General features: G+C 39.1%; 24 protein-coding genes and 2 tRNA genes. 2 read left to right on the top strand and 24 right to left on the bottom strand.

Features of this window, described 5'->3' with window-relative positions:
- Positions 1–102: 102 nt before the first annotated feature.
- From T498_RS0110525 to T498_RS0110515, 3 genes are read right to left on the bottom strand one after another with little or no spacing between them, the layout of a single operon-like run.
- Complete coding sequence (locus T498_RS0110525) at positions 103–849, bottom strand: hypothetical protein (protein ID WP_028235875.1); 747 nt, start codon at positions 847–849, stop codon at positions 103–105.
- A complete protein-coding gene (locus tag T498_RS0110520) occupies positions 849–1559 on the bottom strand; it encodes an ABC transporter ATP-binding protein (protein WP_028235874.1) in 711 nt (236 codons plus the stop codon). Before T498_RS0110520 ends, T498_RS0110525 begins: the two co-directional genes overlap by 1 nt.
- 5 nt (positions 1560–1564) lie before the next feature.
- Positions 1565–1918: a GntR family transcriptional regulator gene (locus T498_RS0110515; RefSeq protein WP_028235873.1), complete on the bottom strand. Its 354-nt coding sequence runs from the start codon at positions 1916–1918 to the stop codon at positions 1565–1567.
- Between the two features lie 143 nt (positions 1919–2061).
- On the opposite strand from T498_RS0110515, the gene T498_RS0110510 reads away from it, so the two are divergent.
- Positions 2062–2994, top strand: coding sequence for a P1 family peptidase (locus T498_RS0110510; RefSeq protein WP_028235872.1), 933 nt, complete (start codon positions 2062–2064; stop codon positions 2992–2994).
- Between the two features lie 154 nt (positions 2995–3148).
- Here the strand turns inward: T498_RS0110510 and T498_RS0110505 are convergent.
- The 12 genes from T498_RS0110505 to T498_RS0110450 all read right to left on the bottom strand — a co-directional run bounded on the left by T498_RS0110505 (position 3149) and on the right by T498_RS0110450 (position 13907).
- Positions 3149–3228: transfer RNA gene (locus tag T498_RS0110505), tRNA-Leu, on the bottom strand.
- Positions 3229–3354: 126 nt separating this feature from the next.
- The gene (atpC, locus tag T498_RS0110500; protein WP_028235871.1) at positions 3355–3768 is read right to left on the bottom strand and encodes an ATP synthase F1 subunit epsilon; all 414 of its coding nucleotides are present in this window, start codon (positions 3766–3768) and stop codon (positions 3355–3357) included.
- Positions 3769–3771: 3 nt separating this feature from the next.
- Positions 3772–5172, bottom strand: a complete 1401-nt coding sequence (gene atpD, locus T498_RS0110495) for a F0F1 ATP synthase subunit beta (protein WP_028235870.1) — start codon at positions 5170–5172, stop codon at positions 3772–3774.
- A gap of 2 nt (positions 5173–5174) precedes the next feature.
- Positions 5175–6194 carry an ATP synthase F1 subunit gamma gene (atpG, locus tag T498_RS0110490; RefSeq protein WP_028235869.1) on the bottom strand — a complete coding sequence of 340 codons (1020 nt, stop codon included), beginning with the start codon at positions 6192–6194 and terminating at the stop codon, positions 5175–5177.
- 3 nt (positions 6195–6197) lie between these two features.
- Positions 6198–8210 (bottom strand): F0F1 ATP synthase subunit alpha, encoded by a 2013-nt coding sequence (atpA, locus tag T498_RS0110485; RefSeq protein ID WP_028235868.1) that lies wholly within the window; start codon positions 8208–8210, stop codon positions 6198–6200.
- A 2-nt stretch (positions 8211–8212) separates the two neighbouring features.
- Positions 8213–8695, bottom strand: coding sequence for an ATP synthase F0 subunit B (locus tag T498_RS0110480; protein WP_028235867.1), 483 nt, complete (start codon positions 8693–8695; stop codon positions 8213–8215).
- 41 nt (positions 8696–8736) lie between these two features.
- On the bottom strand, positions 8737–8958 hold the full coding sequence (atpE, locus tag T498_RS0110475; protein ID WP_015548814.1) for an ATP synthase F0 subunit C: 222 nt from the start codon (positions 8956–8958) through the stop codon (positions 8737–8739).
- A 12-nt stretch (positions 8959–8970) separates the two neighbouring features.
- Entirely contained in the window at positions 8971–9657 is a 687-nt protein-coding gene (locus T498_RS0110470) for a F0F1 ATP synthase subunit A (protein WP_028235866.1), read from the bottom strand.
- Positions 9658–9946: 289 nt separating this feature from the next.
- Positions 9947–11236, bottom strand: coding sequence for an amidohydrolase family protein (locus T498_RS0110465; RefSeq protein WP_028235865.1), 1290 nt, complete (start codon positions 11234–11236; stop codon positions 9947–9949).
- 8 nt (positions 11237–11244) lie between these two features.
- Positions 11245–11511 carry a hypothetical protein gene (locus T498_RS0110460; RefSeq protein ID WP_028235864.1) on the bottom strand — a complete coding sequence of 89 codons (267 nt, stop codon included), beginning with the start codon at positions 11509–11511 and terminating at the stop codon, positions 11245–11247.
- 136 nt (positions 11512–11647) lie between these two features.
- Positions 11648–12766: a glucose-1-phosphate adenylyltransferase subunit GlgD gene (glgD, locus tag T498_RS0110455; protein ID WP_028235863.1), complete on the bottom strand. Its 1119-nt coding sequence runs from the start codon at positions 12764–12766 to the stop codon at positions 11648–11650.
- Position 12767: 1 nt separating this feature from the next.
- Positions 12768–13907 carry a glucose-1-phosphate adenylyltransferase gene (locus T498_RS0110450; RefSeq protein WP_028235862.1) on the bottom strand — a complete coding sequence of 380 codons (1140 nt, stop codon included), beginning with the start codon at positions 13905–13907 and terminating at the stop codon, positions 12768–12770.
- A gap of 253 nt (positions 13908–14160) precedes the next feature.
- Between T498_RS0110450 and T498_RS0110445 the strand changes: the two genes are divergently transcribed.
- Positions 14161–14232: transfer RNA gene (locus T498_RS0110445), tRNA-Glu, on the top strand.
- 88 nt (positions 14233–14320) lie between these two features.
- On the opposite strand, the gene T498_RS0110440 is transcribed toward T498_RS0110445, so the two are convergent.
- The 9 genes from T498_RS0110440 to T498_RS0110400 all read right to left on the bottom strand — a co-directional run bounded on the left by T498_RS0110440 (position 14321) and on the right by T498_RS0110400 (position 24689).
- Positions 14321–14677 (bottom strand): ArsR/SmtB family transcription factor, encoded by a 357-nt coding sequence (locus T498_RS0110440; protein ID WP_028235861.1) that lies wholly within the window; start codon positions 14675–14677, stop codon positions 14321–14323.
- A gap of 9 nt (positions 14678–14686) precedes the next feature.
- Entirely contained in the window at positions 14687–16558 is a 1872-nt protein-coding gene (locus T498_RS0110435) for a heavy metal translocating P-type ATPase (RefSeq protein ID WP_028235860.1), read from the bottom strand.
- Positions 16559–16579: 21 nt separating this feature from the next.
- Positions 16580–16798 (bottom strand): cation transporter, encoded by a 219-nt coding sequence (locus tag T498_RS0110430; RefSeq protein WP_028235859.1) that lies wholly within the window; start codon positions 16796–16798, stop codon positions 16580–16582.
- Positions 16799–16932: 134 nt separating this feature from the next.
- A complete protein-coding gene (locus T498_RS0110425) occupies positions 16933–18354 on the bottom strand; it encodes a hypothetical protein (protein WP_028235858.1) in 1422 nt (473 codons plus the stop codon).
- A gap of 393 nt (positions 18355–18747) precedes the next feature.
- Complete coding sequence (locus tag T498_RS15575) at positions 18748–19416, bottom strand: GDSL-type esterase/lipase family protein (RefSeq protein ID WP_207638276.1); 669 nt, start codon at positions 19414–19416, stop codon at positions 18748–18750.
- Positions 19417–19549: 133 nt separating this feature from the next.
- Positions 19550–20731 (bottom strand): ABC transporter permease subunit, encoded by a 1182-nt coding sequence (locus T498_RS0110415; RefSeq protein WP_036978377.1) that lies wholly within the window; start codon positions 20729–20731, stop codon positions 19550–19552.
- Between the two features lie 17 nt (positions 20732–20748).
- Positions 20749–21918, bottom strand: a complete 1170-nt coding sequence (gene mmsB / locus T498_RS0110410) for a multiple monosaccharide ABC transporter permease (protein WP_028235856.1) — start codon at positions 21916–21918, stop codon at positions 20749–20751.
- 14 nt (positions 21919–21932) lie between these two features.
- Positions 21933–23459: a multiple monosaccharide ABC transporter ATP-binding protein gene (gene mmsA, locus T498_RS0110405; protein ID WP_155951057.1), complete on the bottom strand. Its 1527-nt coding sequence runs from the start codon at positions 23457–23459 to the stop codon at positions 21933–21935.
- 93 nt (positions 23460–23552) lie between these two features.
- Positions 23553–24689, bottom strand: coding sequence for a substrate-binding domain-containing protein (locus tag T498_RS0110400; RefSeq protein WP_028235854.1), 1137 nt, complete (start codon positions 24687–24689; stop codon positions 23553–23555).
- Positions 24690–24851 lie beyond the last annotated feature (162 nt).

The following is a 24851-nucleotide window of genomic DNA, read 5'->3' as shown; positions in this document are numbered from 1 at the left end:
CCGTAAAATGTGTCCCTCTAAACTAATCCATTTGAAGTTAGTTTAGACTTATTAAAAAGCAAAGTAAATATCTCACCTTGCTTTTTAATATATTTTTTATATTTAGACAGACAGTTTATTATCCATAATCCATGCAGAAATTACGTACATAATGCATGAGAGCATAATGTAGTAGAATATGCTGAACATAACAGCTTCAAAAGAGTAGGTTAATATATCACCAAAAATACCCTCTAGAAACGCATGATGTATTTTTCCAAATATAATACATATAAATATGAAGATTAAAAAGCTAATTAACCCATTAAACTTTCTTCCATTCAACAAACTTGCGCAAACTATAACTGCAAAAAATCCTACGACAACAACATATGTCCATGAAGAAAGAGTTTCCAATCCCATCACAATCCAATCAGATGTCTCTATATTTATATTAAAAAACATTCGCAGTAATCTAAAAAATTCATCAACCTCTCCATAATGTGCAGCCAATGTAGTAAAATCTACAACAGCAAGGAGAATAAAAAACAATCCGCCTAAGAAAATGGAAGTTGCATTCTCAATAAGCTTTGCGCCAAGTATTGAATAGCTGCTGTGTGGTGTCATAAAAAGCATATAGCTTCGTTTTGTATTCAAATCCTTACTAAGTGTATAGATTCCAAAAACACCAATGATTAACACACCAAAGAATGTTGCAAGGGTTAATAGTCCCACTGAAAGCCCAATCATATCTTCATCATCAGCCCCAATTCCAATAAGAAACATTGCTTCAAAAATTGCAGTAATAACAAGGATAATTCCTTTTAAAGCCATTGTCTTTCTAAATTCATATTTAATAAGATTTCCCATTATCTTACACCTCCCATACTTACGTTAGAAAATACTTCACGGTATTTATCAGCCAATGAAATGTTATCGTAAACTCTAAGAGCTTCCACATCATAAACTCCAGCAAGATGTGATTCTTTAATAAAGATAGCCTTATCAACAACTGTCTCCAGCTCTTCTACCAGGTGGCTTGAGATAATAAGTGTCTTATCATTTGATGCTGCCTGCAAAATCATATTCATAACAGCATCTCTAGCTAAAAGATCGATTCCATTTAAAGGCTCATCAAGAAGATAAATCTTTGCGTCGCGTGCCATTGTAACTGCAACCTTAAGCTTTGCCATCATACCTGATGAAAGAGATTTAACTTTGAGCTTCCCTGTTAAATCCATATTCTGAATCATAAGATTGTATCTATCCATTGAAAAATCATCGAAGAAATCCTGATAGTACTTACCTACGTTTTCAACTGTCATCCAATTATAGAAATATGGTTCTGTTGACATGTAAGCGATTTCTTTTCTAGTGCCAATACCTATGAGATTTCCATTATATCTGATTTCACCAGAGGTAGGCTTAATCAAGCCTGACACCATCTTCATCCAAGTGGTCTTACCACTTCCATTTGGGCCAAGTAAGGCATAAATATGTCCCTGCTCTAGTCGCATTGAAATACCATCTACTGCTGTTTTTCCTACAAATTTCTTTGTGATTTGTATACTTTCTAACATAAATCTTATTCCTCCCTTTGTCTGATCATGTTAACAGCCTCTTCTACAGAAATTCCAAGTTCATTTATTTTCTTTAGGAATTCCACAATAGCTTCATCTGCCATTTGAGTTCGTATGTCCTTAATTATTGTCTCGTCTTCTGTTACAAATGTGCCCATGCCACGTCTGGTAAAGCACACACCCTCACGTTCTAGCTCCTGATAAACTCTGGCTGCTGTGTTTGGGTTGATTGTGTATGTAACAGCTAACTCTCGGTTGGATGGCAGCTTTTGACCACATTTAATGCGTTCATTAATGATATCCATTTTGATAGCATTAATTACTTGTAAATAAATAGGCAATTTTGAATCATATTGCATAAATACTCCTCCTAACCTCATTCACTAGTGTACTATATAGATAGTACACTAGTGATATATCCCTGTCAACACCATTTTCAAAAATATTTCTATTTATTCATATATGATGTATTATTAAGAAAAAGCTTATAAGGAGGAGGTTTATGCAAGAAATCAATATAACTGATATTGGGAATGTCAAAATTGGACAAGCTGAAAATGAAGCTGCTGGTACAGGTGTGACAGTTATCATTGCTCCTGACAGCGCACCTTGTGGTTTAGATATACGCGGTGGTGGGCCTGCCAGTCGCGAGTCAGGACTTATGGACCCACTTGCTGCTGCAGACATTGTTCACGCTGTAGTATTAGGTGGTGGTTCAGCCTTTGGCCTAGATGCCGCTGGCGGTGTTATGAAATATTTATCCGAACATGGTATAGGCTTCCCTGTTGGGGATGTTGTTGTGCCTCTTGTCTGCCAATCAGACATTTTTGATTTGGGATACAAAGCTTCTAATATATACCCTGATAAAGAAATGGGATACAAAGCTGCCACTGCTGCTTTCGAAGGGGCAGGTGGTAATTTTAAAGCTGGAGATTATGGTGCAGGCTGTGGCGCTACTGTAGGCAAGCTACTTGGAATGGAAAGATGCACCAAAACAGGAATAGCAAGCTATGCTGTACAAATTGGAGAATTAAAGGTGGGAGCAATTGTATGCACCAATGCCATTGGTGATATTTATGACTACAAGACTGGCAAAATGATTGCCGGCATCCGCACCGAGGATGGCTCAGCCTTAAATGATGTTTCCTGCGAAGAAATGATGTATGAAATGCTTAATGCACCACAGACAGATTTTGCAGCCAACACTACCATCGGCATCGTATTAACCAATGCTAAATTCAACAAAACTCAGCTTTGCAAGCTAGCAGGCATGACACACGATGGTTATGCCCGCTGCATTCGCCCTATCCACACATCTATGGACGGCGACAGCATCTATGCCATGTCCTTAGGTGATGTCTCAGCAACACTCGATGCTGTAGGCACTCTAGCAAATCATGTCATGTGCGAAGCTATTAAACGAACAGTTAAATAATGCCAATTATCAAAAAAGAAGCTAACACCTAAATATGTTAGCTTCTTTTTCTATCTTATTCTGTTTCTTTTAAGTCGATTTCACAATTGAAACCACTATCGAAATGATAGTAAATGAAAAAAAGAAATCTCACATACAGATGTATGTGAGATAATGCGGGTGACAGGACTTGAACCTGCACGGTCGCCCACTAGAACCTAAATCTAGCGCGTCTGCCAATTCCGCCACACCCGCTTGTTATCAAGGTTTCGATTAAAATCTACCGCCTCGACGTCGGCTCATCGACGAAGAATAATATATCATAATGACGTTCTAAAAGCAACAAAAAACTGCCAAAAAATTGGCAGTTTTTTTAATGATTTATTTACCTCTACTAACGCTCTTAAGTCGTGCCATAGCACGTGCCATATTTGCGGTAGAAATCTCGTATTCTATGCGGCTTTGTTTCTGCTGGAGTTGCTCTTGGGCACGCTCTAAAGCTTCCTGTGCACGGAATTCATCAATGTCTTCTGGTCGCTCACAAGAATATGCAAGTATCTTCACTGAGCCATCCCCATAAACGGTAATCAATCCATCAGATATTACTGCGTAATGCCACTGGCCTTCACCATCTTTGAAACGCAGCTCACCTATTTCTACTACACCAGTGAAAGTTTCATGATGAGCTAAAATAGCCAACTGTCCATCAATACCAGGCAAAACCAAGATTTCGCAATCCCCATCATAAAAGACGCCGTCGCATGCAGTTACTTTTAGATTATATAATGTTGCCATAAGCTACTCCTTTGCAAGTGCAGCTGCTTTTGCCTTAACATCCTCAATTGTACCTACATTGAAAAATGCTGCCTCTGGATACTCATCCATCTCACCATTAAGGATTGCCTTGAAGCCCTTTACTGTCTCGTGTACAGGTACAAACTGGCCCTTAACACCTGTAAAGTTCTCTGCAACTGAGAAAGGCTGTGATAAGAAACGCTGAACCTTACGCGCTCTGTAAACAGTAACCTTATCTTCATCTGAAAGCTCTTCCATACCAAGGATTGCAATGATATCCTGTAATTCCTTGTATTTCTGAAGAATCTCCTGAACTCCACGAGCAACATTGTAGTGCTCTTCGCCTAAAACATCTGGCTCAAGAATACGTGAAGTAGACTCAAGTGGATCTACAGCTGGATAAATACCCTGCTCAACAATCTTACGAGAAAGAACTGTTGTTGCATCCAAGTGTGAGAATGTTGTAGCTGGAGCTGGGTCAGTTAAATCGTCGGCTGGTACATATACAGCCTGAACTGATGTGATTGATCCGTTCTTAGTAGAAGCGATTCTCTCCTGCAATTCGCCAAGGTCGTTAGCAAGTGTAGGCTGATAACCTACAGCTGATGGCATACGGCCAAGAAGTGCTGAAACCTCTGAACCAGCCTGTACGAAACGGAAAATATTATCAATGAACAAAAGAACGTCCTGATGCTTAACATCACGGAAATACTCAGCCATTGTAAGACCTGTCTCAGCAACACGCATACGAGCTCCAGGTGGCTCATTCATCTGTCCAAACACTAGGGCTGTCTTGTCAAGAACGCCTGACTCACCCATCTCTGACCAAAGATCGTTACCCTCACGAGAACGCTCTCCTACACCAGTAAATATTGAATAACCACCGCTCTCTGTAGCGATATTGTGGATAAGCTCCTGAATAAGAACTGTCTTACCTACGCCGGCACCACCGAATAGGCCGACCTTACCACCCTTAGCATAAGGAGCAAGAAGATCGATAACCTTGATACCAGTCTCAAGCATCTCAACAACAGGGCTCTGGTCCTCAAATGTAGGTGGCTCACGGTGGATACTCCAGTGCTCACCATTTTCAAGGCTCTCACCATTATCTAATGTATCACCTAATACATTGAAAAGACGACCAAGAGTCTGTTCGCCAACAGGTACCTCAATACCGTTACCTGTAGCAACAACCTCCATATCTCTACAAAGTCCTTCAGAAGGAGCAAGCATAATGCATCTTACAACACCAAGTCCAATATGCTGGCTGACCTCCATTACTCTTTTTTCATCCCCTACCATAACATATAGGGCATCTCTGATGGCAGGTAGGTCATTATCTTTAAATTCTACATCGACTACAGGTCCTGAAACCTGTACGATTTTTCCTTTTAGCTCTGACATTATTAACCTCTCTTACCTTTTTCTTTCTTACTCTTAAGTGCCTTCGCTCCTCCGATGACCTCAGTAATTTCCTGAGTAATCTGAGATTGACGCACTCTATTGTATTCTATTGATAATTCATGAAGCATAGCCTCTGCGTTATCTGTTGCAGATTGCATTGCCATCATTCTTGCATTTTCCTCACTAGCCGAGCATTCTACCATAGCACCGTAAATAAATGCAGTGAAATGATTATGAACAAGTCTCTCTAATACTGTTGATAGTGAAGGATAAAATGGATACCAGGAGTCTCCACCATTTTGGATAGCTTCAAGCTCGTAGCTGTTGATTGAGTGTACGTGCTTCGTTCCTTCACTCAACTCTTTAGCTGCCTTACTTGCTCCTTCGGTATCATTGGCAATTTCTTGTGCCTGCTCCTTAAGGAACTTATGTGTCTTAAGTGGAAGTAAACGCTCAACACATGTTTCCTCTGAAACAGAATTCAGCATCTTTGTATAGATGACATCAATTCTATCCAGTTCTTCCTTATTGTATAAATCGATAAGGTACTCTGAGATAATTCTTGCTCTGTGCATTGTAGGGTTGTTTGATGAATATCTAAATGATTCATCTACATTGTAGCCATTGCTGACAAAGAAAGCTCGACCAACTTCACCTACAACGAACAGCTTGTACTCATCCTTTGAGAACTGCTTCACACGCTCTTGGGCAAGCTTGATTGCATTATGATTGTATGCACCAGCCATTCCCTTATCACCTGTGAATACTACAATACCTCTCTTCTTGATTGTCTCCTGCTCATCCTCCACACGGTTATCAAAATAGATATGTCTGATATCTGGAAAATGTGCAAGGTTTTCGGCAATACCTATTTGTGTGCCGATGAAGAAAGGTTCTGTATCTGCAAGCTTTTGCTTAGCCTTGCGAAGCTTCATTGATGACATCATGTACATGGCTCTAGTAATCTTCATGGTATCCTGAATACTATTTATTCTATTTTGGATTTCCTTTGTACTTGCCATGATTTACTCCTGATTCTTCTTAAATTCCTCACAAGCATCGATGATGGCTTCCTTCAAATCATCTGTTAAATCCTTTGAAGTGTTAAGCTGACTAATAATATCATTATGCTCTGCTGCAAAATAATCTAACATTTCTGCTCTGAACTTCTTGATAGAAGAACTATCAACATCACTGAAGATATGAGCGTTTGCTGCAACAAGAATAATAACCTGCTGTGCCATAGAAAATGGCTTACTTAATGGCTGCTTTAGAAGCTCCATAAGAGCACGTCCATGAGCAAGCTGCTTCTTAGTTGCATCATCAAGATCAGATGAGAACTGAGTAAATACTTCCATCTCACGATACTGAGCCAAGTCGATACGAATTGAACCAGCGGCCTTTTTCATAGCCTTTGTCTGAGCTGCACCACCAACACGGGATACAGAAAGACCAACGTTTACGGCTGGACGCTGACCAGCGTTGAATAACTCAGACTCAAGGAAAATCTGACCATCTGTAATAGAAATAACATTTGTAGGAATGTATGCAGAAAGGTCACCTGCCTGTGTCTCAATGATTGGAAGAGCTGTGATTGAACCACCGCCTGCTTCCTCAGTAATACGCGCACTTCTCTCCAATAATCTTGAGTGAAGATAGAAAACATCACCTGGGTATGCTTCACGTCCTGGTGAACGCTCAAGCAAAAGTGAAATAGCACGATATGCAACGGCATGCTTAGACAAATCATCATAGATGATGAGTACATCCTTGCCTGAATACATGAAATACTCAGATAAAGCTGTACCTGCATAAGGCGCAATATACTGAAGTGGTGCTGGATCAGATGCTGTAGCACTGACAATAATTGTGTAATCCATTGCACCATTTTCTTTAAGTGTATTTACAAGCTTGGCAATTGTTGAAGCCTTCTGACCAATGGCAACATATACGCAAACAACATCCTTGCCCTTCTGATTGATAATTGTATCAGTTGCAATAGATGTCTTACCTGTCTGTCTATCACCAATGATAAGCTCACGCTGTCCACGTCCGATTGGGAACATTGAATCGATTGAAAGAATACCAGTCTCCATAGGCTGAGTAACTGATTTTCTGTCAACGATACTTGGAGCTGGGCACTCTACTGGTCTGAAGCCTGCTGCTGGGATTTCGCCCTTTCCGTCAAGTGGCGAACCAAGTGCATCAACGATACGGCCTAAGAAGCCATCGCCAACTGGAAGACCTGCCATCTTACCTGTACGAACAACCTTTGAGCCTTCTTTGATTTCTGTGTCACGGCCAAACAAAATAACGCCGATTTCGTCACGACGTACATCCTGCACCATACCCTTAACACCACTATCAAAGATAACAATCTCACCATAAAATGCATGATCAATACCGTCAACATTTGCGATACCATCACCAACCCATTTTACGATACCAACTTCCTGCTCTTTAGCCTGAAGTTCAAAATCTTCAACGCTTGTTTTTAAGATTGAGAGAATGCTCTCGTCAACAGCACTAACTCCAACTGCTGCGTTAATCTTTGTAGCAAGCTGTTCAATACGACCCTTTTCGCTCCAGTCGTATTCTTTAGTTCCAACTGAAAGGATAAATCCACTCTTTAATGTGGAATCCTGAATTAATTCTACCTCGATTTCCTTACCAAATTCTTTAGCAAGGAATGCCTTGATGCCAGCAAGCTGCTCGTCTGAAGGTGCTGTCACAAAACGTAACTTAGCCTTATCTACAGTAGTTGTCTTCGACTCTATAGACTCTCTGAGAGCAGTGTTTACATCATTAAATAAATCGAAATCGCCATTATCACATAACAGCTTTAAGAAATTACGAATTTCTAGAGGGAAAATTCTATCGATTACTATATGCTTTTTAGCAATAGCAACAGTAGGATCAGATAATTCCTCTCCAATGGCAGGTACAGCCTCTAGTATAGAAGCGGCAGTCTGCATTAAATTCATAGCCTCTGGCTGATTCTGTAAATCACGGGCGTAATTTAAAGATTTCTCTGTCACTTTTATTCACCTGCTTTATCTAAAAATTCATCAAACAGTTCACTGTCAACTTCAGCCCCTGTTTTACTACCAACAACCTTTGTGGTTGCATCAACAACGATATCAGCAATCTCTTTCTTAGCACCAGCAATGATCTTGCTCTTTTCCTGGTTAGCTTCTGCTACTGCTGCATCTTTAATGTTCTTTGCATCATTCTTTGCATCAGCAACGATTTTCTGATACTGAGTATCAGCACTCTTTCTTGCATCAGCAATGATCTGCTTCTTCTCTGACTCAGCCTCAGCTACCTTCTGCTCATACTGTGTTGCAAGGTCTTTAGCTTCGTTCTCCTTTGCTGCAGCCTTTGCATAAATCTCATTTGCTTCTTCCTGGCGCTTGGCAATAATGTTACCAATTGGCTTAAAGAAGAAAATTCTGAAAGCTACAACTAGGATAAGAAGATTGACTACTGTCCAAAGAATACTCCAAAATGAAACGTTAATCATATCTATTACCTATCCTTTAAATTTAAAATAGAAAGTGTTTATTATAATACAAACATAATCATAAGAGCGATAACGAAACCGTAAATAGCTGTTGCCTCGGCAAGGGCACAACCTAAGATAAGGTTCTTCTGAATCTTGCTCTCTGCTTCTGGCTGACGTGCGATACCTTCGCAAGCCTTACCTGTTGCAATACCGATACCAATACCAGCACCAAGACCTGTTACTACTGCGATACCTGCTCCAACTGCGATTAAAGTGTTCATAAATTTTTCCTCCTACTCAATTGCTTCTTTTAAATATAATGATGTTAAAAATACAAATACATACGCCTGAAGTAATCCATCAAACAAATCAAAGTATAATGAAAATACAGCAGGAATAACTGGTGGAACCACTATCTTAAGTAATTCCATGATAACAAAGGCACCAAGTACATTACCAAAAAGTCGCATACATAACGACAATGGTCGTGTAAATACATCAAGAATGTTGAATGGTGTCACTATTGCAACTGGCTCAACAAATGAATGTAACCATTTCTTTACACCTTTCTGATAAATACCAGCAGCTTCAACTAACACAATACTCATAAGTGCAAGCGCTGCTGTAACATTAACATCCTTAGTTGGTGACTTGAAACCAAACAATCCTATTACGTTGGACAAACCAATATACAAAAGTATAGTGATAAGGTAACCAGTATATGCCTTTCCCTCTTCACCTAATGTTGCTCCAACTATAGCATTTAGTTTCTCATAAATAAGCTCGGCAAAAGCCTGCTTTTTACTGATGTTTTGTGTCTTTAGTCCCGTAGTCAAAAAAATGGCCAAGAGAATAAGCACTGCCATTACGATCCAGGTAACAACAACTGATTCCATGATTGGGATTTCAAAACCACCAATATGGAGGCTAAATACCTCTTCGCAATTTAGCTCTTCTACAAGCTTTTCTGCTAAAGTCAAAAAAACACCTCCTTATCTTTATCTTGTCCGGGCAGACATGATTTGCCCGACACAAACCCTATTTTAGACTTTTCACACAAAAATATAAGATACAAATTAGGCAATGTGTATAGATTCCTAAAAAACATCAGTTTTTCAGGAATCGTAAATACCATTACCAGACTAGGCTTTACTTTTCTGCTAAAGTCTAAAACATCTGTTTTCAAGATACACCTAAAAAAGTGTCTAGGCAATGCTAGACACTTTTATTTAACAGTTTTTTCAATTCTTTTTAACATTAGATTTAGCGCTAAATAATTGCACTAAAAATCTTTTTTCCTTTGACAAATTTGTCTCTAATTGATACATCTGCGTCATTGTAACACATGCGCTCTATTCTCTCTCGAACAGACATATCGCGCATTGAAAACATTTTGCTATCATCAATGACTACAGCATCAAAATCATAACCATCCTTGAATGTACCAACCTTGCCAAAATAGCTTCCGCCACCTTCAGTAGCAAGATAAAACATTTCCTCAAATGTAAGTGGCTTTACGCTTGTATCCACTAGGCGATAATACATCTTGGAAGCCTGTAATGAAATAAGCATCGTCTTTAGCATGTTCATAGATGAACCTGCTGCAACATCTGTACCAAGTCCGATGTTAACACCTGCATCCAAAAACTTTTTGATAGGTGCAATTCCTGATGTAAGATTCATATTTGAATCAGCACAGTGAGCAATATACGCGCCATGCTTTTTAAGAATCTGCATCTCCAAACGGTCGGAATATACGCAGTGGGCCATAATTGTTGGAAGCTCCTTTGAACCCATAGTATCAAACATTTCGTATGCATTTGCATAACAGGTGGATTCTGGAACAAGCTCCTGTACCCAGGCAATTTCGGATTTGTTTTCTGAAAGATGTGACTGAATAGGAATTCCTCTTTCTTTGGAAAGCTTTCCTATGCCTCTCATCAATTCATCTGAGCATGATGGGATGAATCTTGGTGTAAGTATTGGCATTGTGTTCTTGTATTTGCCGGCAATAGCATCAAGCCATGCAACAGTATCCTTAAGAGACTGCTCAGCACTGGCTTCCTGCAAATTCTCGCCACCGTTCCTATCCATATTAACCTTACCAACGTAAGTGATTACACCAGTCTTTTCCAACTGATTCATAAGCTCTATGGTAGCTTCATTGTGAAGTGTAGCAAAAACAACTGCTCTGGTAGTGAAGCATCGACGTAAATCCTCAGTGAAATAAGTGTAGGCCTTTATTGCATAGTCAAGATTGGCATACTTAGCTTCTTCTGGGAAAGTGTATCTGCTAAGCCACTCCAAAAGCTCTTCATCCATACCTATGCCACGGAATGTGTACTGTGGAGCATGAACATGCAAATCAGACATACCTGGGATGATAAGATTATTGCCATAATCATATACACGCAATCCTTTATACATATCAGGAAGATCTGCAAAAGCTCCTTTACAAACTCCATCAACACAAACAACGTAGCCCTTGCTATATGTAATTATATTATTCTTTCCATTAGAAAAGGCTATACCTCCTCTAAGGATGAAGCTATTGTTCATAATATCTCCTAGCCCTGAAGACCTCTGGCCTGTCTGTCCATATCTTCAACAACGATATCATAAATCTCGCCAAGTGAACGGCAATACTCAAGTACCTTCCATGGCTCATTTGTATGGTAATGAATCTTGATAAGCTCCTCATCGCCTACAGCAAGTAAGCTGTCTCCAACAAAATTCTCAGTGATGTAATCGTTGATTGCATCCTCATCAAGATCCTCTCCTTCAATAAGAAGCTGAGTGTCATATCTAAATTCAATTGACTGCTCTGGTAACATATTTATATCCCTCCTAAATAAATCATCGGCTCCAATTTTATCATACATTGAAAAAAAAGGCGAGTAAGTCTTCTCTAACCATTTATCTGTATAGACAGAAATATCCCCCTGAATGAACAGGGGGATACTAATAATCTTATAATACGTCGTTTCGCTTTACATAGGCTGGGGTAAGATTTTCAGAGATAATTCTCTTAACTTTATTAACCTTCACCCATTTATCTACTACCGCATTTTCGATATGAGCGCCATCTCCTATATCTGTATAAGAAAGAATAATTGAATTCTTAATAACTGCGCCCTTACCAATATGCACATTACGTCCAATGATTGAATTTTCAACAGTTCCCTCGATGAGACCTGCATTACATACCATTGAGTGAGTAACTGATGCACCATGGAAATACTGTGTAGGGCAGGCATCTGTTGTCTTGGTGTAGAATGGCCAATCTGTCTTGAAGAAATCCATTGCTGTGGAATATTCTAAGAGCTCCATATTAGCTCTGTAATAATCATCCAAGCTTGTGATTGCTGCGAAAAATCCTTTGTGCTGATATCCTCTAACATCAAGTGTGTCACAAGCAATAGCAATCATATCTGCAAGTGAATATGCTGAAGATTCTTTTTTAGCCTTTTTAACCAGGTCGATAAAGATTTCTTTAGACATAACATAGGTATCCATGCTAATGTTCTTTTCCTTAGCAGTACCCATGTTTCTTTCAAGTGACTCAACACCCTTTTGCTTATTAAGAGTCACAACATTGCATGCTCTGTAATATTCTTTAGCCTGATCTACCTTATGATATAGCAAAGTGATATCAGCTCCAGACTCTACATGTGCATTTAAAAGCTGCTGATAATCCTGCTTGTATACCATGTAGCTAGGTGCTACTACTACATAATCCTGAGGCATTCTTTCGATCTGCTCAAGATTTTCAAGATATGAATTAATGTCTGTGTTGTAGATTGAGCTGGCGCCATTGTTCTGTGTAAAGAGAAGCTGTATGTTACCTCTCTTAGAGTTGATATTATAGTGACGGCCATCGCCAATATGCTCAACAATTGAGCGAGGTCTAGAGTTCAAATACACATGGATTCTATCTAAACCACTATTGCTCATATTTGAAATAGGAAAATCGATAACGCGGAATCTTCCTAAAAATGAGAAGGCTCCGATTGGTCTATAATCGTGAAGGCCCTCAACTCTTATATAGTTTGCTGCAGAATTTATAATTCCAAATGCTTTAGTTGCCATATTAATCCTCCCCCTTTACGTTCTTAGCCACGAGAAGGATTTCCTCGCTCTTTTTATTGCCTACTGTCGCATTTTTGCCAATTCTGATATTTGGAGCAACTAGCGCTCTAGTAACGGTAGCACCCTCTTCTACGATTGAACCAGGCATAAGCACTGAATCGATTACCTTGGCGTTAGGTGCGATCTTTACATTACCGAAAATTACAGATTTTGTAACTGAACCCCCGATATGAGCACCCTGATTGATGTATGCACAATCAATCTTTGCTGAATCTGCAATATACTGAGGAATTGTTCCAATGTCCTCTGTATAAATCTTCCATGATGTATCATCAAGATTTAACTCATTGTCACTATCAAGAAGATCCATATTAGCTTCCCATAATGAATCGATAGTTCCTACATCCTTCCAGTAGCCTGAGAATTCATATGCATAAAGCTTTTTGCCAGCATTAATCATCTTTGGAATAATGTCATTTCCGAAATCATGACTTGAATCAGGATTCTTCATATCCTCAACAAGAAGCTTTCGCATTGTCTTCCAATTAAAGATATAAATACCCATAGATGCTAAATTACTCTTTGGCTTTTCAGGCTTTTCTTCGAACTCAATGATTCTACGCTCGTCATCAGTATTCATGATACCAAAGCGACTAGCCTCTTTCATTGGAACACCACGCACTGCAATTGTGGCATCTGCCCCATTTTGCTTGTGGAAATCAAGCATCTTAGAGTAATTCATTTTATAGATATGATCACCAGATAAAACAAGTAAATACTCTGGTTCGTATGCATCGATGAAATCGATGTTCTGTGAGATAGCGTCGGCTGTGCCTCTGTATACATCTAATCCAGAATCAGCCTTCTCTCTTGGTGTTAGGACAAAGACACCACTATCTTTTGTGTCTAGTCCCCATCTGCCACCTGCAGCTACATAGCTGTTAAGTAAAACAGATTCGTACTGTGTAAGTACTCCTACTATATCGATACCACTGTTAGCGCAATTGCTAAGTGGGAAATCGATAATGCGATATTTACCGCCGTAAGCTACCGCAGGCTTTGCGACCTTATTAGTCAACTCATGCAATCTGCTGCCTCTTCCACCGGCTAATATCATTGCCAGCATGTTAGTTTGAGCCATAACTTATACCCCCTTCAAATTCTTTCATGCTCTCAGATTCAGCCCGAAAGCTAAACCCAATCCCTCAAAAATTAATATATTTCTAGTTTAATTGTTTTGCCTATAATACGCAACGAAATACTGATTTTTAAAGGATTTTTTTGTAATAGTTATGGCGAATGAAAACAATATAAAAAAAAATAAAAAAAGTTGTTGACTTATAGAAAATTATACTGTATTATTATCTTCGTTGCTGAGGCAGCGAAACAAATATGGTTCCTTGGTCAAGCGGTTAAGACGTCGCCCTCTCACGGCGAAAACAGCGGTTCGATTCCGCTAGGAACTGCTAAAAGACATCACCTTGGTGATGTCTTTTTTTGTATTGTTTATCGTAAAACAGCCCAAGACCATAATTCAATAGTCTTGGGCTAATTTTATTCTAATATATGATTTAATCCTTGAGCAATAATTGTTACTACATGCTCATCGGCGAGACTGTAATACATCTGCTTACCTTCACGACGCCCTTTAACAAGCTTGTTCGTACGAAGTATCTGAAGCTGATGCGATATGGCTGATTGAGTCATATCAAGAGCTTCCGAAAGATCACATACGCATAGCTCTGATTCAAAAAGAGCAAATAGAATTCTCACTCTTGTACTATCTCCAAATACTTTGAAAAGTTCAGCTAAATCATATAGGACTTCCTCATCAGGGAGCTCAGTTAATACTTTATTTACTAGCTCTGTGTGAACACACTGCTCATCACAGCATTCTGCATGTTTTCCCATTCTATCCTCCTATAAGTTATGTACTCGTAAAGCTCTAATTGCATTAAGCACAGCTATCACCATTACGCCTACATCTGCAAAAATCGCAACCCACATATTTGCCAGGCCTAAGGCGCCAAGGATAAGACATGCAACCTTAATTCCTATTGCGAAGTATATGTTTTCATATACGATTCTCATACATTTTTTTGCAATATTTATAGCCTTAGCTATCTTCTTTGGATCATCATCCATTAACACAATATCCGCAGCTTCTATTGCCGCATCTGACCCTAATGCTCCCATGGCGATTCCAATATCTGCTCGTGAAAGTACCGGCGCATCATTGATTCCATCGCCCACGAAAATCAATTGTTCATTCGCAGTTTTGTCAGCTAATAATTCTTCTACCATTGTCACCTTATCCTGAGGTAACAATTCTGAATATACCTTCTCTAACCCTAAGTCTTTTGCTACAATATCAGCCACCTGCCTGCTATCGCCTGTAAGCATTACAGTACTTCTGATTCCTGAATGCTTCATTGCTGAAATAGCAGATTTTGATGAAGCTTTGATTTCGTCAGATATCAAAATATATCCTGCATACAATCCTTCAATCGCTACATGGATAATTGTGCCTGGCGCTATTATTTCACTTGCTTTCACGCCAATGGACTCCATAAGCTTTTCGTTTCCAACATGAATTAGCTTGCCTGAAACAGTTGCCTTTATTCCTTGTCCTGATATTTCCTGAACATCTGATACCCTGCTGGAATCGATTGGCTTGCCATAGGCTTCCTTAAGGCTCTTGGAAATTGGATGATTTGAATATACCTCAGCCATGGCAGTTAAACTAAGAAACTCATCCTCAGCAATATCATTTGACACCACCTTTGTTACTTTAAATACACCCTCTGTCAATGTGCCTGTTTTATCCATCACTGCAATCTTTGCTTTAGAAAGTGCATCCAAATAATTTGAACCCTTAACTAACACACCCTCTTTGCTTGCACCACCGATTCCTGCAAAAAATGTAAGTGGAATGCTGATAACCAAAGCGCAAGGACAACTGATTACGAGAAATGTAAGGGCCCTATACACCCACTGCGACCACAATGGGTCCATTCCTATAATCAATCTGATTACTGGCGGCAATATGGCAAGAGCCACAGCCAAGTAGCATACAACCGGAGTGTATACTCTTGCAAATTTCGAAATAAAGTTCTCCGGTTTTGACTTCTTTGAAGAAGCATTCTCTACTAAATCCAATATCTTAGAAGCTGTAGATTCACCAAATTCTTTTGTGGTACGAATTGTCAAAACGCCTGTCATATTTATACAGCCAGAAATTACATCATCTCCTGCTTTTGCGCTTCTTGGAACACTTTCACCTGTGAGAGCAGCTGTATCCAAAGTAGAATTACCATCAACTACTACACCATCGATTGGTATCTTCTCTCCAGGCTGAACTACTATTTCGCTGCCTATTTCAATTTCATCTGGATCAACCTGCTCAAGCTTTCCATCAACCATTACATTAGCAAAATCAGGCCTGATATCCATCAGTGCTGAAATGTTTCTTCTGCTTTTTCCTACAGCGTATGACTGGAACAGTTCTCCAATCTGATAAAACAGCATAACTGCTACACCCTCAGTGTATTCACCAAGTGCCATAGCCCCCACTGTAGCTACCGCCATAAGGAAGTTTTCATCAAACACCTGTCTATTCATGATTCCCTTAAAGGCCTTTTTTAAAATGTCGTAGCCTATAGTAAAATAAGGAATCAAAAACAGCACGAATCTTATTGGACTCTTTTCCTTAAGAGGCAATAAAAGCAACACTATCATCATTACAGCTGCTGCAATTATCCTCACTAAAACCTTCTTTTGCTTTTTGTTCATGCCAATTACTCCTAATACTTCTTATAAAAATATTTCGCAGTCATCCTCTACCTTCTTGCAATTCTTAAGAACCTCTGCCATAACAGCCTTTACGTCAGCACCCTCTTCAAATTCTACGTTCATTTTGAGAGCCATGAAGTTTACAGTGGCATCGGCAACTCCTGCTGTCTCCTTAGCAGCCTGCTCCATCTTGTTTGCACAGTTAGCACAATCTACTTCAATCTTGTAAGTCTTCTTCATATTTATTTCCTCCTAAAAAATATATCGTTTTTATATATGAGCATTCGTTCATATGTTTGATTTAAATATAAACCTGCTGACACATTATGTCAACAGGTTTATTGATAAACTATTTCATTATGTCAGGCATTATACTATTGCTGGCCTTCGCTATCATCTGGATCTACTGTAACTGTTGATACAGATCCAAATTTGTTTTCATCATTATAAACACCAACAGTTACATCTATTGTACCATCATTGTTTTCTTTAATGTCCATGCCGACATTGTATTTAGTTGCTTCTGCACCATCCACATCAATACCAGTAATATAATCAGCATTCATTGAAACATCTGGCCTAACATCTGGAGCATAGTTACTGGCAATCCAAGCGTCGCGCTCCTCATCACTTGCAAATGTGTGTGATTGTGAACCATTATCATTTGTATAATAACCTGTCAGCTCGTATGCACCGTTATATAAATTAAAATCTGTAGCTTCTTCCTCAGAATCACTTACGCTACCTTTAACTCCTGACCAATTAACATCAAAACAAGTGCCACATTCTTTTTCAGCTGTATACTGAAATTCGCCTGTAAAAGAATAAGCAGGGGCATTTGTTAATCCAGAAATATTTGTGCTTCCTGTTGAAATCTCACTGTCTCCTTGATAGCTTTTATTCTCATATACAGCTACAATATCAGCTGTTGACATATTAGCTTTTGCAATATAATCTGATGTCTCATAAACTGGAGTCTTGCCATTGAAAAAATCATGGCCAGTCCAATCTTTATTATCATAAGCCGCATATCCTTGATCGCCTTCGATAATAAATAATGTAAGTTCACTATGACCATAAATTTCAGATCGTATTGGTGTCAATCCCTTAGCATCAGCATATGCACTGGCATCTCCTGCTACTAATAAAAATGTCACACCATCTGTTTTAACAACTGCACTAGATGAAGAATCTGATGACGAACTAGATGAAGAATCACTTGATGAACTACCACCAGAAACACTATTTGCAGCTTTTGCAACTACAATATAATCATTTGTTCTCATTGCAGTTGCAAGCTTATAAACCTGAGGAGAAATCTTTACTGTTTCACCAGCAAGTGTCTCTACAGTGATTCCCGCTTTTGCACAGGCAGCAATTGTTGTGAGAGGTCTCTCTCCTGTATCAGCAAATGCTGCGTAATGCACATAATAATCAATGATATTTTTTTGGAATTTTTCCTTCAAATCTGGATATGCACTAGCATAGGCTGCCGGGTCAAAATTTGCGTTACATGTACGTCCCTCAAAAATGCCACACTTATAAAAATGCTCAAACAACTTATCGTAGCTATCCCCTATTCTAGCAACAACCTCCGGATTCTCAGACTTATAATAGTCGTAATCAAACAGCCCCTTAAGCACCGCAATTTCAGACTTTGATAATTTGCCATAAACCACAGCATTTGGATCTGCCGCCTGGGACAAACCTGCAGCCTCAGCTTTTAGTGCAGGGGTGCCAACAGCTCCTGCCATTGCAATTGCTAGAATTAGTGCTAATACCTTTTTGTTTTTCATTATATTTCTCCTCCAAATATAAATTAGTTAATAATATATAACCTTTTTCCAATTTACCACCATATTATCTGAAAATCAATACCATATTTCCTTATACTACATACATTTCCACTATAACCACCAATAATAGGTAGTTTTTGGCGCCAGATGAGTTGTGCGCAATGCAATTCTACATACTATTAGCATTTGGCCATCGATAATATGTAGTTTTCACCCCCAGTCCATGCATGGATTCTGCCACACCATGTATTTTCTACATATTTTTTCTATTAGCCCAAAGAATATATGTAGTTCACTACCTTAAGCACCTAAAAATAGCAAAAAAACTACATACTATTGTAGCCAACAGCTACAATAGTATGTAGTTTGTATTTTTTCTATATGCGGCTCAAACTATTTCACCACATTATAAACTTCATTGGCAATTATCTTGTATCCCTCTGCCTTAAAGTGAATTCCATCAGTGTACAAATCTTCTTTACCAACAGTTGGCGTATACAAATCAATAACTTCTACTCCAGTTTCAGATGCCACTGTGTCAATAATCTCGCCTAGCTGGCCTGAAACTATACTAGGCTGCACTTCGTACTCTGCTATTTCACCACCATTTTTAGCATAGCAATAGGGACTACGCATAAGATAAACCGTAGGTTTAGACTCCAACTGCTGATAAGATTCAACTAATGTCTTAAGACCTTCCTTATAATCAGCCGCGTTCCAGTTGTAAGTCTTTGTATCATTAGTACCAAGCATGAGAATCACAATATCTGGGTTAGATTCTAGAGATTTTTTATATTCCTCAGAATCAATATATGGTAAATCTCCTGATGTGGCTGCTGTGGCATTCCTCAATCCAAAATTAGATACCACGTGTGATGTTCCTAGCTTTGATTGAAGCTGTGCAGGATAGCTATCAAGCTCCCTGGTCTTCAGAACACCACTTCCATAAGTCAAGCTGTCCCCAACACAGGTGATTCTAATACGCTCATCCTTTCCGCCAAAAAATCCAGCATTAAATAAAACAAAAAATACTAATACAATCGCTGCAAGTAATATAACCATTTTTCTTTGAATAAATCCTTTTATATATTCCATATCAATTATAGTAACATTCTTCAATAAAAACCGAAAGCCCGCGGTTTGAATCCGCGGGCTTATAATTAAGAGAATAAAATGAAAAGAATAAATCTCAATCTTATCTTATTGCATTTTTTCTATTGTTAAGAATTTCAAATACTACTGCTCCAAGAAGTACAACACCCTTAACAACTTTCTGCCAGTTAGCATCAATTCCCATAAGTGACATACCAAGGTTGATTACACCGATAAGAGTAGCACCTACAATCATGCCAAATACTGAACCAGAACCACCATATGCACTAACGCCACCAACTACACAAGCTGAAATGGCATCCATTTCATAGTTTGTACCAGCTGTAGAGTTTGCAGCCTGGAAACGAGCCATTGTAAGGAATGCTGATATTACAGTAAGAATAGCCATGTTTAAGTATGCAATAAACATGATTCTCTTTGTATCAATACCTGAAAGTCTAGTAGCCTCAGCGTTACCACCGATTGTATAGAAGTAACGTCCTACATCTGTCTTAGATGTAATAAAGCTGTAGATAAGAACGATTACTGCTACCCAAATAAGTGAATATGGAACACCGCCTGCAAGTGAGAACTTATAAGCAAAGAGCATGATTACGAAATCGATAAGAACACACTTAACAATTACAGTTACAAGTGAGTCAGCAACATATCCCTTCTTAATCTTTGTTGCACGAGTTCTGAAAAGAAGTACAACTACAATAATTGAAGCAATAAGTCCAATGACAATACTTGTCATATTGTACTGAACACCGCCGATTCTTGGACCTCCCAAGAGATCATTCATCTTGCCAGAGAAAAGGCTGCAGAATGCTGGTGGAAGTGGGCTGATATTTGATGCACCGTGCATTAAAGCTACGCCCCATCCACGAAGTGCAAGGAAGCCGGCAAGGGTTGCAATCCATGGTGGAATGTTAAGGTATGCAATAACATAACCAAGCACACATCCATAAACAATACCAATGAGAAGCATGATGAGAATTCCAACAGGTGTTGACATTCCCTTTGTAACCATAACCTTTGCACCGATAACACCTACAAAGCAAACAAATGAGCCGCAGGACAAATCGATGTTACCACCGGTAAGCATACACATAAGCATACCAGTTGCAAGTACATAAACGTAAGCATTTTGAGTTATTAGCGCATTGAACTGACTAGGAAGCAACATAGTTCCATTAGTTTTAAAATTGAAGAAGAGAACAACTAGGACCAGTACAATGAGCATTGTGTTTTCTTTTACTATCTTTAATATTCTGTCTTTCACTTTTCGCTCCTCCCTTCCTATTTCTTCTCTCTCTTAGACAATACGTCAAAGATAACCGCTGCGAGAAGTACAAGGCCTTTTACAACCTTCTGATAGTTGGCATCAACACCCATAATAGACATACCCTGGTTGATAACACCCATCAAAAGAGCACCAATGATTGCTCCAAATACAGATCCTGTTCCGCCGTATGCACTGGCACCACCAATGAAGCAAGCACCGATTGCATCCATTTCGTAGAACTGTCCATAAGTAGGCTGAGCTGATGCTGCACGAGCTACTGTAAGGATACCTGCAATAGCTGTTAAGAATCCCATATTCGTATATGCGAAGAAGTAAACCTTCTTTGTATTGATACCTGAAAGCTGTGTAGCCTTCTCGTTGCCTCCGACTGCATATAGGTAACGTCCCATTGTAGTCTTTGTTGTAAAGTAATGATAAGCAAGGACTATTACAAAAATCCAGATAAGTGATGTTGGAATACCCTTGTATCCTGCAAGCTTATAGAACAGGAATAAAACAACGAGTGAAATGATAATTAGCTTTGCATAGAAGCTTGCTGCACTAGTTGTTGAATATCCTTTTCTTGCAGCTGATATTCTATTCATAAAAGATGTAATAACATAGATTGCTACAATAACTAAACCAGCTATTAAACAGGTAATGTTTAATTTATCGCCACCAAATAAATCTGGGATATAGCAATCTGCACCACCACCAAATACATTAAGGAATGTTGTATTTGAAATAGATACTGCATATCCGTCAAGTACGACATTTGAAAGACCACGGAATGCATACATACCAGCAAGAGTTGCAATGAATGGCGGAACATTTATATATGCAACCCAGAATGCCTGCCATGCGCCAACCAACACACCAGCTAAAAGCATTACTAAAACTGAAACCCAAACATTAATGCCCTTACTCATGAGCACGGCGCCAATACCGCCGACGAAACAAACTACTGAACCAACTGAAAGATCGATGTTACCACCAGTCAAAATACACATCAACATACCAGTTGCAAGCACAAAAACATATGCGTTCTGTGAAAGTAGGTTGTTTATATTCTGTGGTAAAAGGATTGTTCCCTTTGTACCAACATAGAAAATTCCAATTACAACCACCAGGGCGATTACCATGGTGTATTTTTTTAGTATGTTTCCAATATTATTTGAAACCATGTTTTCTCTCCCTTCTATGACTTCAAGATACAAGACATGATGCTTTCCTGTGATGCTTCTGCACCAGCCATTTCACCAACCATCTTGCCTTCATTCATAACGTATATACGATCTGACATACCAAGTACCTCTGGAAGTTCAGATGAAATCATAATTACTGATTTACCTTCTGCAACAAGGTCATTGATAATACAGTAAATCTCGTATTTAGCACCAACATCAATACCACGAGTTGGCTCATCAAGAATAAGCACATCAGGATTAGCAAACATCCATTTAGCAAGCAATACCTTCTGCTGATTACCACCAGAAAGATTACCAACATTCTGCTCTACAGAAGGGCACTTTGTTTTAAGCTTTTCTCTATACTCCTCTGCAACCTGATACTCTTTATCCTGATCAATAACACGGTTTGTACAAAGCTCAGAAAGGTTTGCAAGTGTTGTGTTAATCTTAATTGGATTTGATAGAACAAGTCCATTACCTTTTCTATCCTCTGTAACATATGCAATCTTATGCTTGATTGCATCCTTAATATTCTTTAGATGCACCTCTTGGCCATTAAGGAAAAGCTGTCCTGAGATGTTTGTACCATAAGCCTTACCAAAAATACTCATTGCAAGCTCTGTACGGCCCGCTCCCATAAGCCCAGCGATACCAACAACTTCGCCCTTGCGAACGTTCATTGAAACTCCATCAACTACTTTGCGCTCTGCATACTGAGGATGATACACTGTCCAATCCTTTACTTCCATCGCAACGTCACCGATTTTTACGTCATGACGCTTAGGGAAACGGTCTGTCAAAGCACGACCAACCATGCCCTTGATAATTCTGTCTTCAGAAAAATCATCTACCTTTTTATCCAGTGTCTCAATTGTAGAACCATCACGGATTACTGTAATATGATCTGCTACATAAGCGACCTCATTAAGCTTGTGGGAAATAATAATAGATGTCATTCCCTGCTTTTTGAATTCGAGAAGTAAATCCAGAAGTGCCTTTGAATCTGTCTCATTAAGAGATGAAGTAGGCTCATCAAGAATAAGAAGCTTTGCATGCTTTGCTAATGCTTTTGCAATTTCTACAAGCTGCTGCTTACCAACACCAATATCTTTGATTAATACGCGGCTGCTTTCTGATAAGCCAACCATCTTAAGATATTTGTCTGCCTCAGCATAAGTTTTATCCCAATCAATTGCTGATTTCTTACCCTGCTCATTGCCAAGGAACATATTCTCACCAATTGACATGTAAGGTATAAGAGCCAACTCCTGATGAATAATTACGATACCTTTTTCTTCGGAATCTTTAATCTTTTGGAACTGACAAACCTCACCATTATATACAATGTCTCCTGTGTAAGATCCAAATGGATAAATACCACTTAATACGTTCATCAATGTAGATTTTCCAGCTCCATTCTCCCCTACTAAGGCATGAATCTCACCTTGCTCTACTTTGAGATTAACATTATCAAGGGCCTTAACACCTGGGAACTCTTTAGTGATGTTTTTCATCTCAAGTAATATATTTCCCACTTATGTCTCCCTCCTTAACATAACTTTATTCTTATCAAACTATTCTCTTCTTAAAAATAGGGCGAGCATTGCTCGCCCCATAGAAATGCCAATTTACTTTAACTGATCTTCTGTGTAGTATCCAGAATCGATAAGTAACTCTTTGTAGTTATTAGCATCTGCAAATACAGGATCGCAAAGGTAAGATTCTACAACCTTGTTACCATTGTCATATGTCTCTGTATCGTTTACATCTACTTCTTCGCCATTAAGAATCTGACCTACCATCTTAACAACCTGAGATGCAAGTGTACGTGTGTCCTTGAATACTGACATAGACTGCTTTCCAGCGATCATGTTCTTTGTATTCTCAATATCACAGTCCTGACCTGTTACGATTGGATAGTCACCCTTGTAGTTTGCTGCAAGTGCGTTCTCAACACCAAGTGCTGTAGAATCATTTGAGCAGAGGCAGATATCAAGGTTTGTTCCATCAGCGTAGTAAGAAGAAAGGATATTCTCCATACGTGACTGAGCTGTTTCTGTTGCCCACTGTGCTGTAGCAACTTCTGAGAACTCTGTCTGACCAGACTTAACTTCGATTACGCCGTCATCCATGTATGGCTGAAGTACATCGATAGCACCCTGATAGAAGAAACCAGCATTGTTATCACCTGGGTCACCAGCTGTGATTTCCATTGTGTACTTCTTGCCGTCTGCCTTAGCATTCTTTAAGTCAAGCTCTTTCTCAATGTACTCACCCTGAACTGTACCAACTTTGTAGTTATCGAATGTTGCGTAGTATGAAACAGCATCTGTGTTCATAATCAAACGGTCATAAGCGATAACTGGAATATTAGCTTCTGCAGCCATATCCATTGCCTCACCAAGTGAAGAAGCTTCGATAGCTGCAACTACAAGAACGTCACAACCTGAGTTGATCATGTTCTCAATCTGAGAAACCTGTGTCTGTACGTCGTTTGAAGCATACTGTAAATCTACTTCATAACCAGCTGCCTCAAGCTCTGACTGCATGTTAGCACCATCCTGATTCCATCTCTGGAGATCCTTTGTAGGCATTGCAACACCAACCTTTGTGCCGCCTCCCGCTGTTGAGCCGCCTTCTGTTGTTGTAGCTGCGTCCCCACCTGCAGCACCTGTGTCTGTTGTCTCTGTGCTTGTTCCACAGCCTACAAACATTGAAGCTGCTAAAGCACCTGTCAAAAGTACACTTAATAACTTTCTCTTCATTCTTTAAAAACCTCCCTTTCGTTTAGGTATGTTTGTTACTATAGATACTTTATCATTTAGGCTTCTTAAAATGGTTGTCACTTTCTTCACATTTTTGCCATACTTTTTTAGCACATAAAAAATGGACTAGCACTTTTTTGTGCTAGTCCTATTAATCAACAA

This window comes from Pseudobutyrivibrio sp. MD2005 (assembly GCF_000621865.1).
Lineage (GTDB): Bacteria > Bacillota > Clostridia > Lachnospirales > Lachnospiraceae > Pseudobutyrivibrio.
The sequence above is the reverse complement of the archived record's forward strand: the minus strand, read 5'-3'. Positions and strand labels throughout refer to the sequence as shown.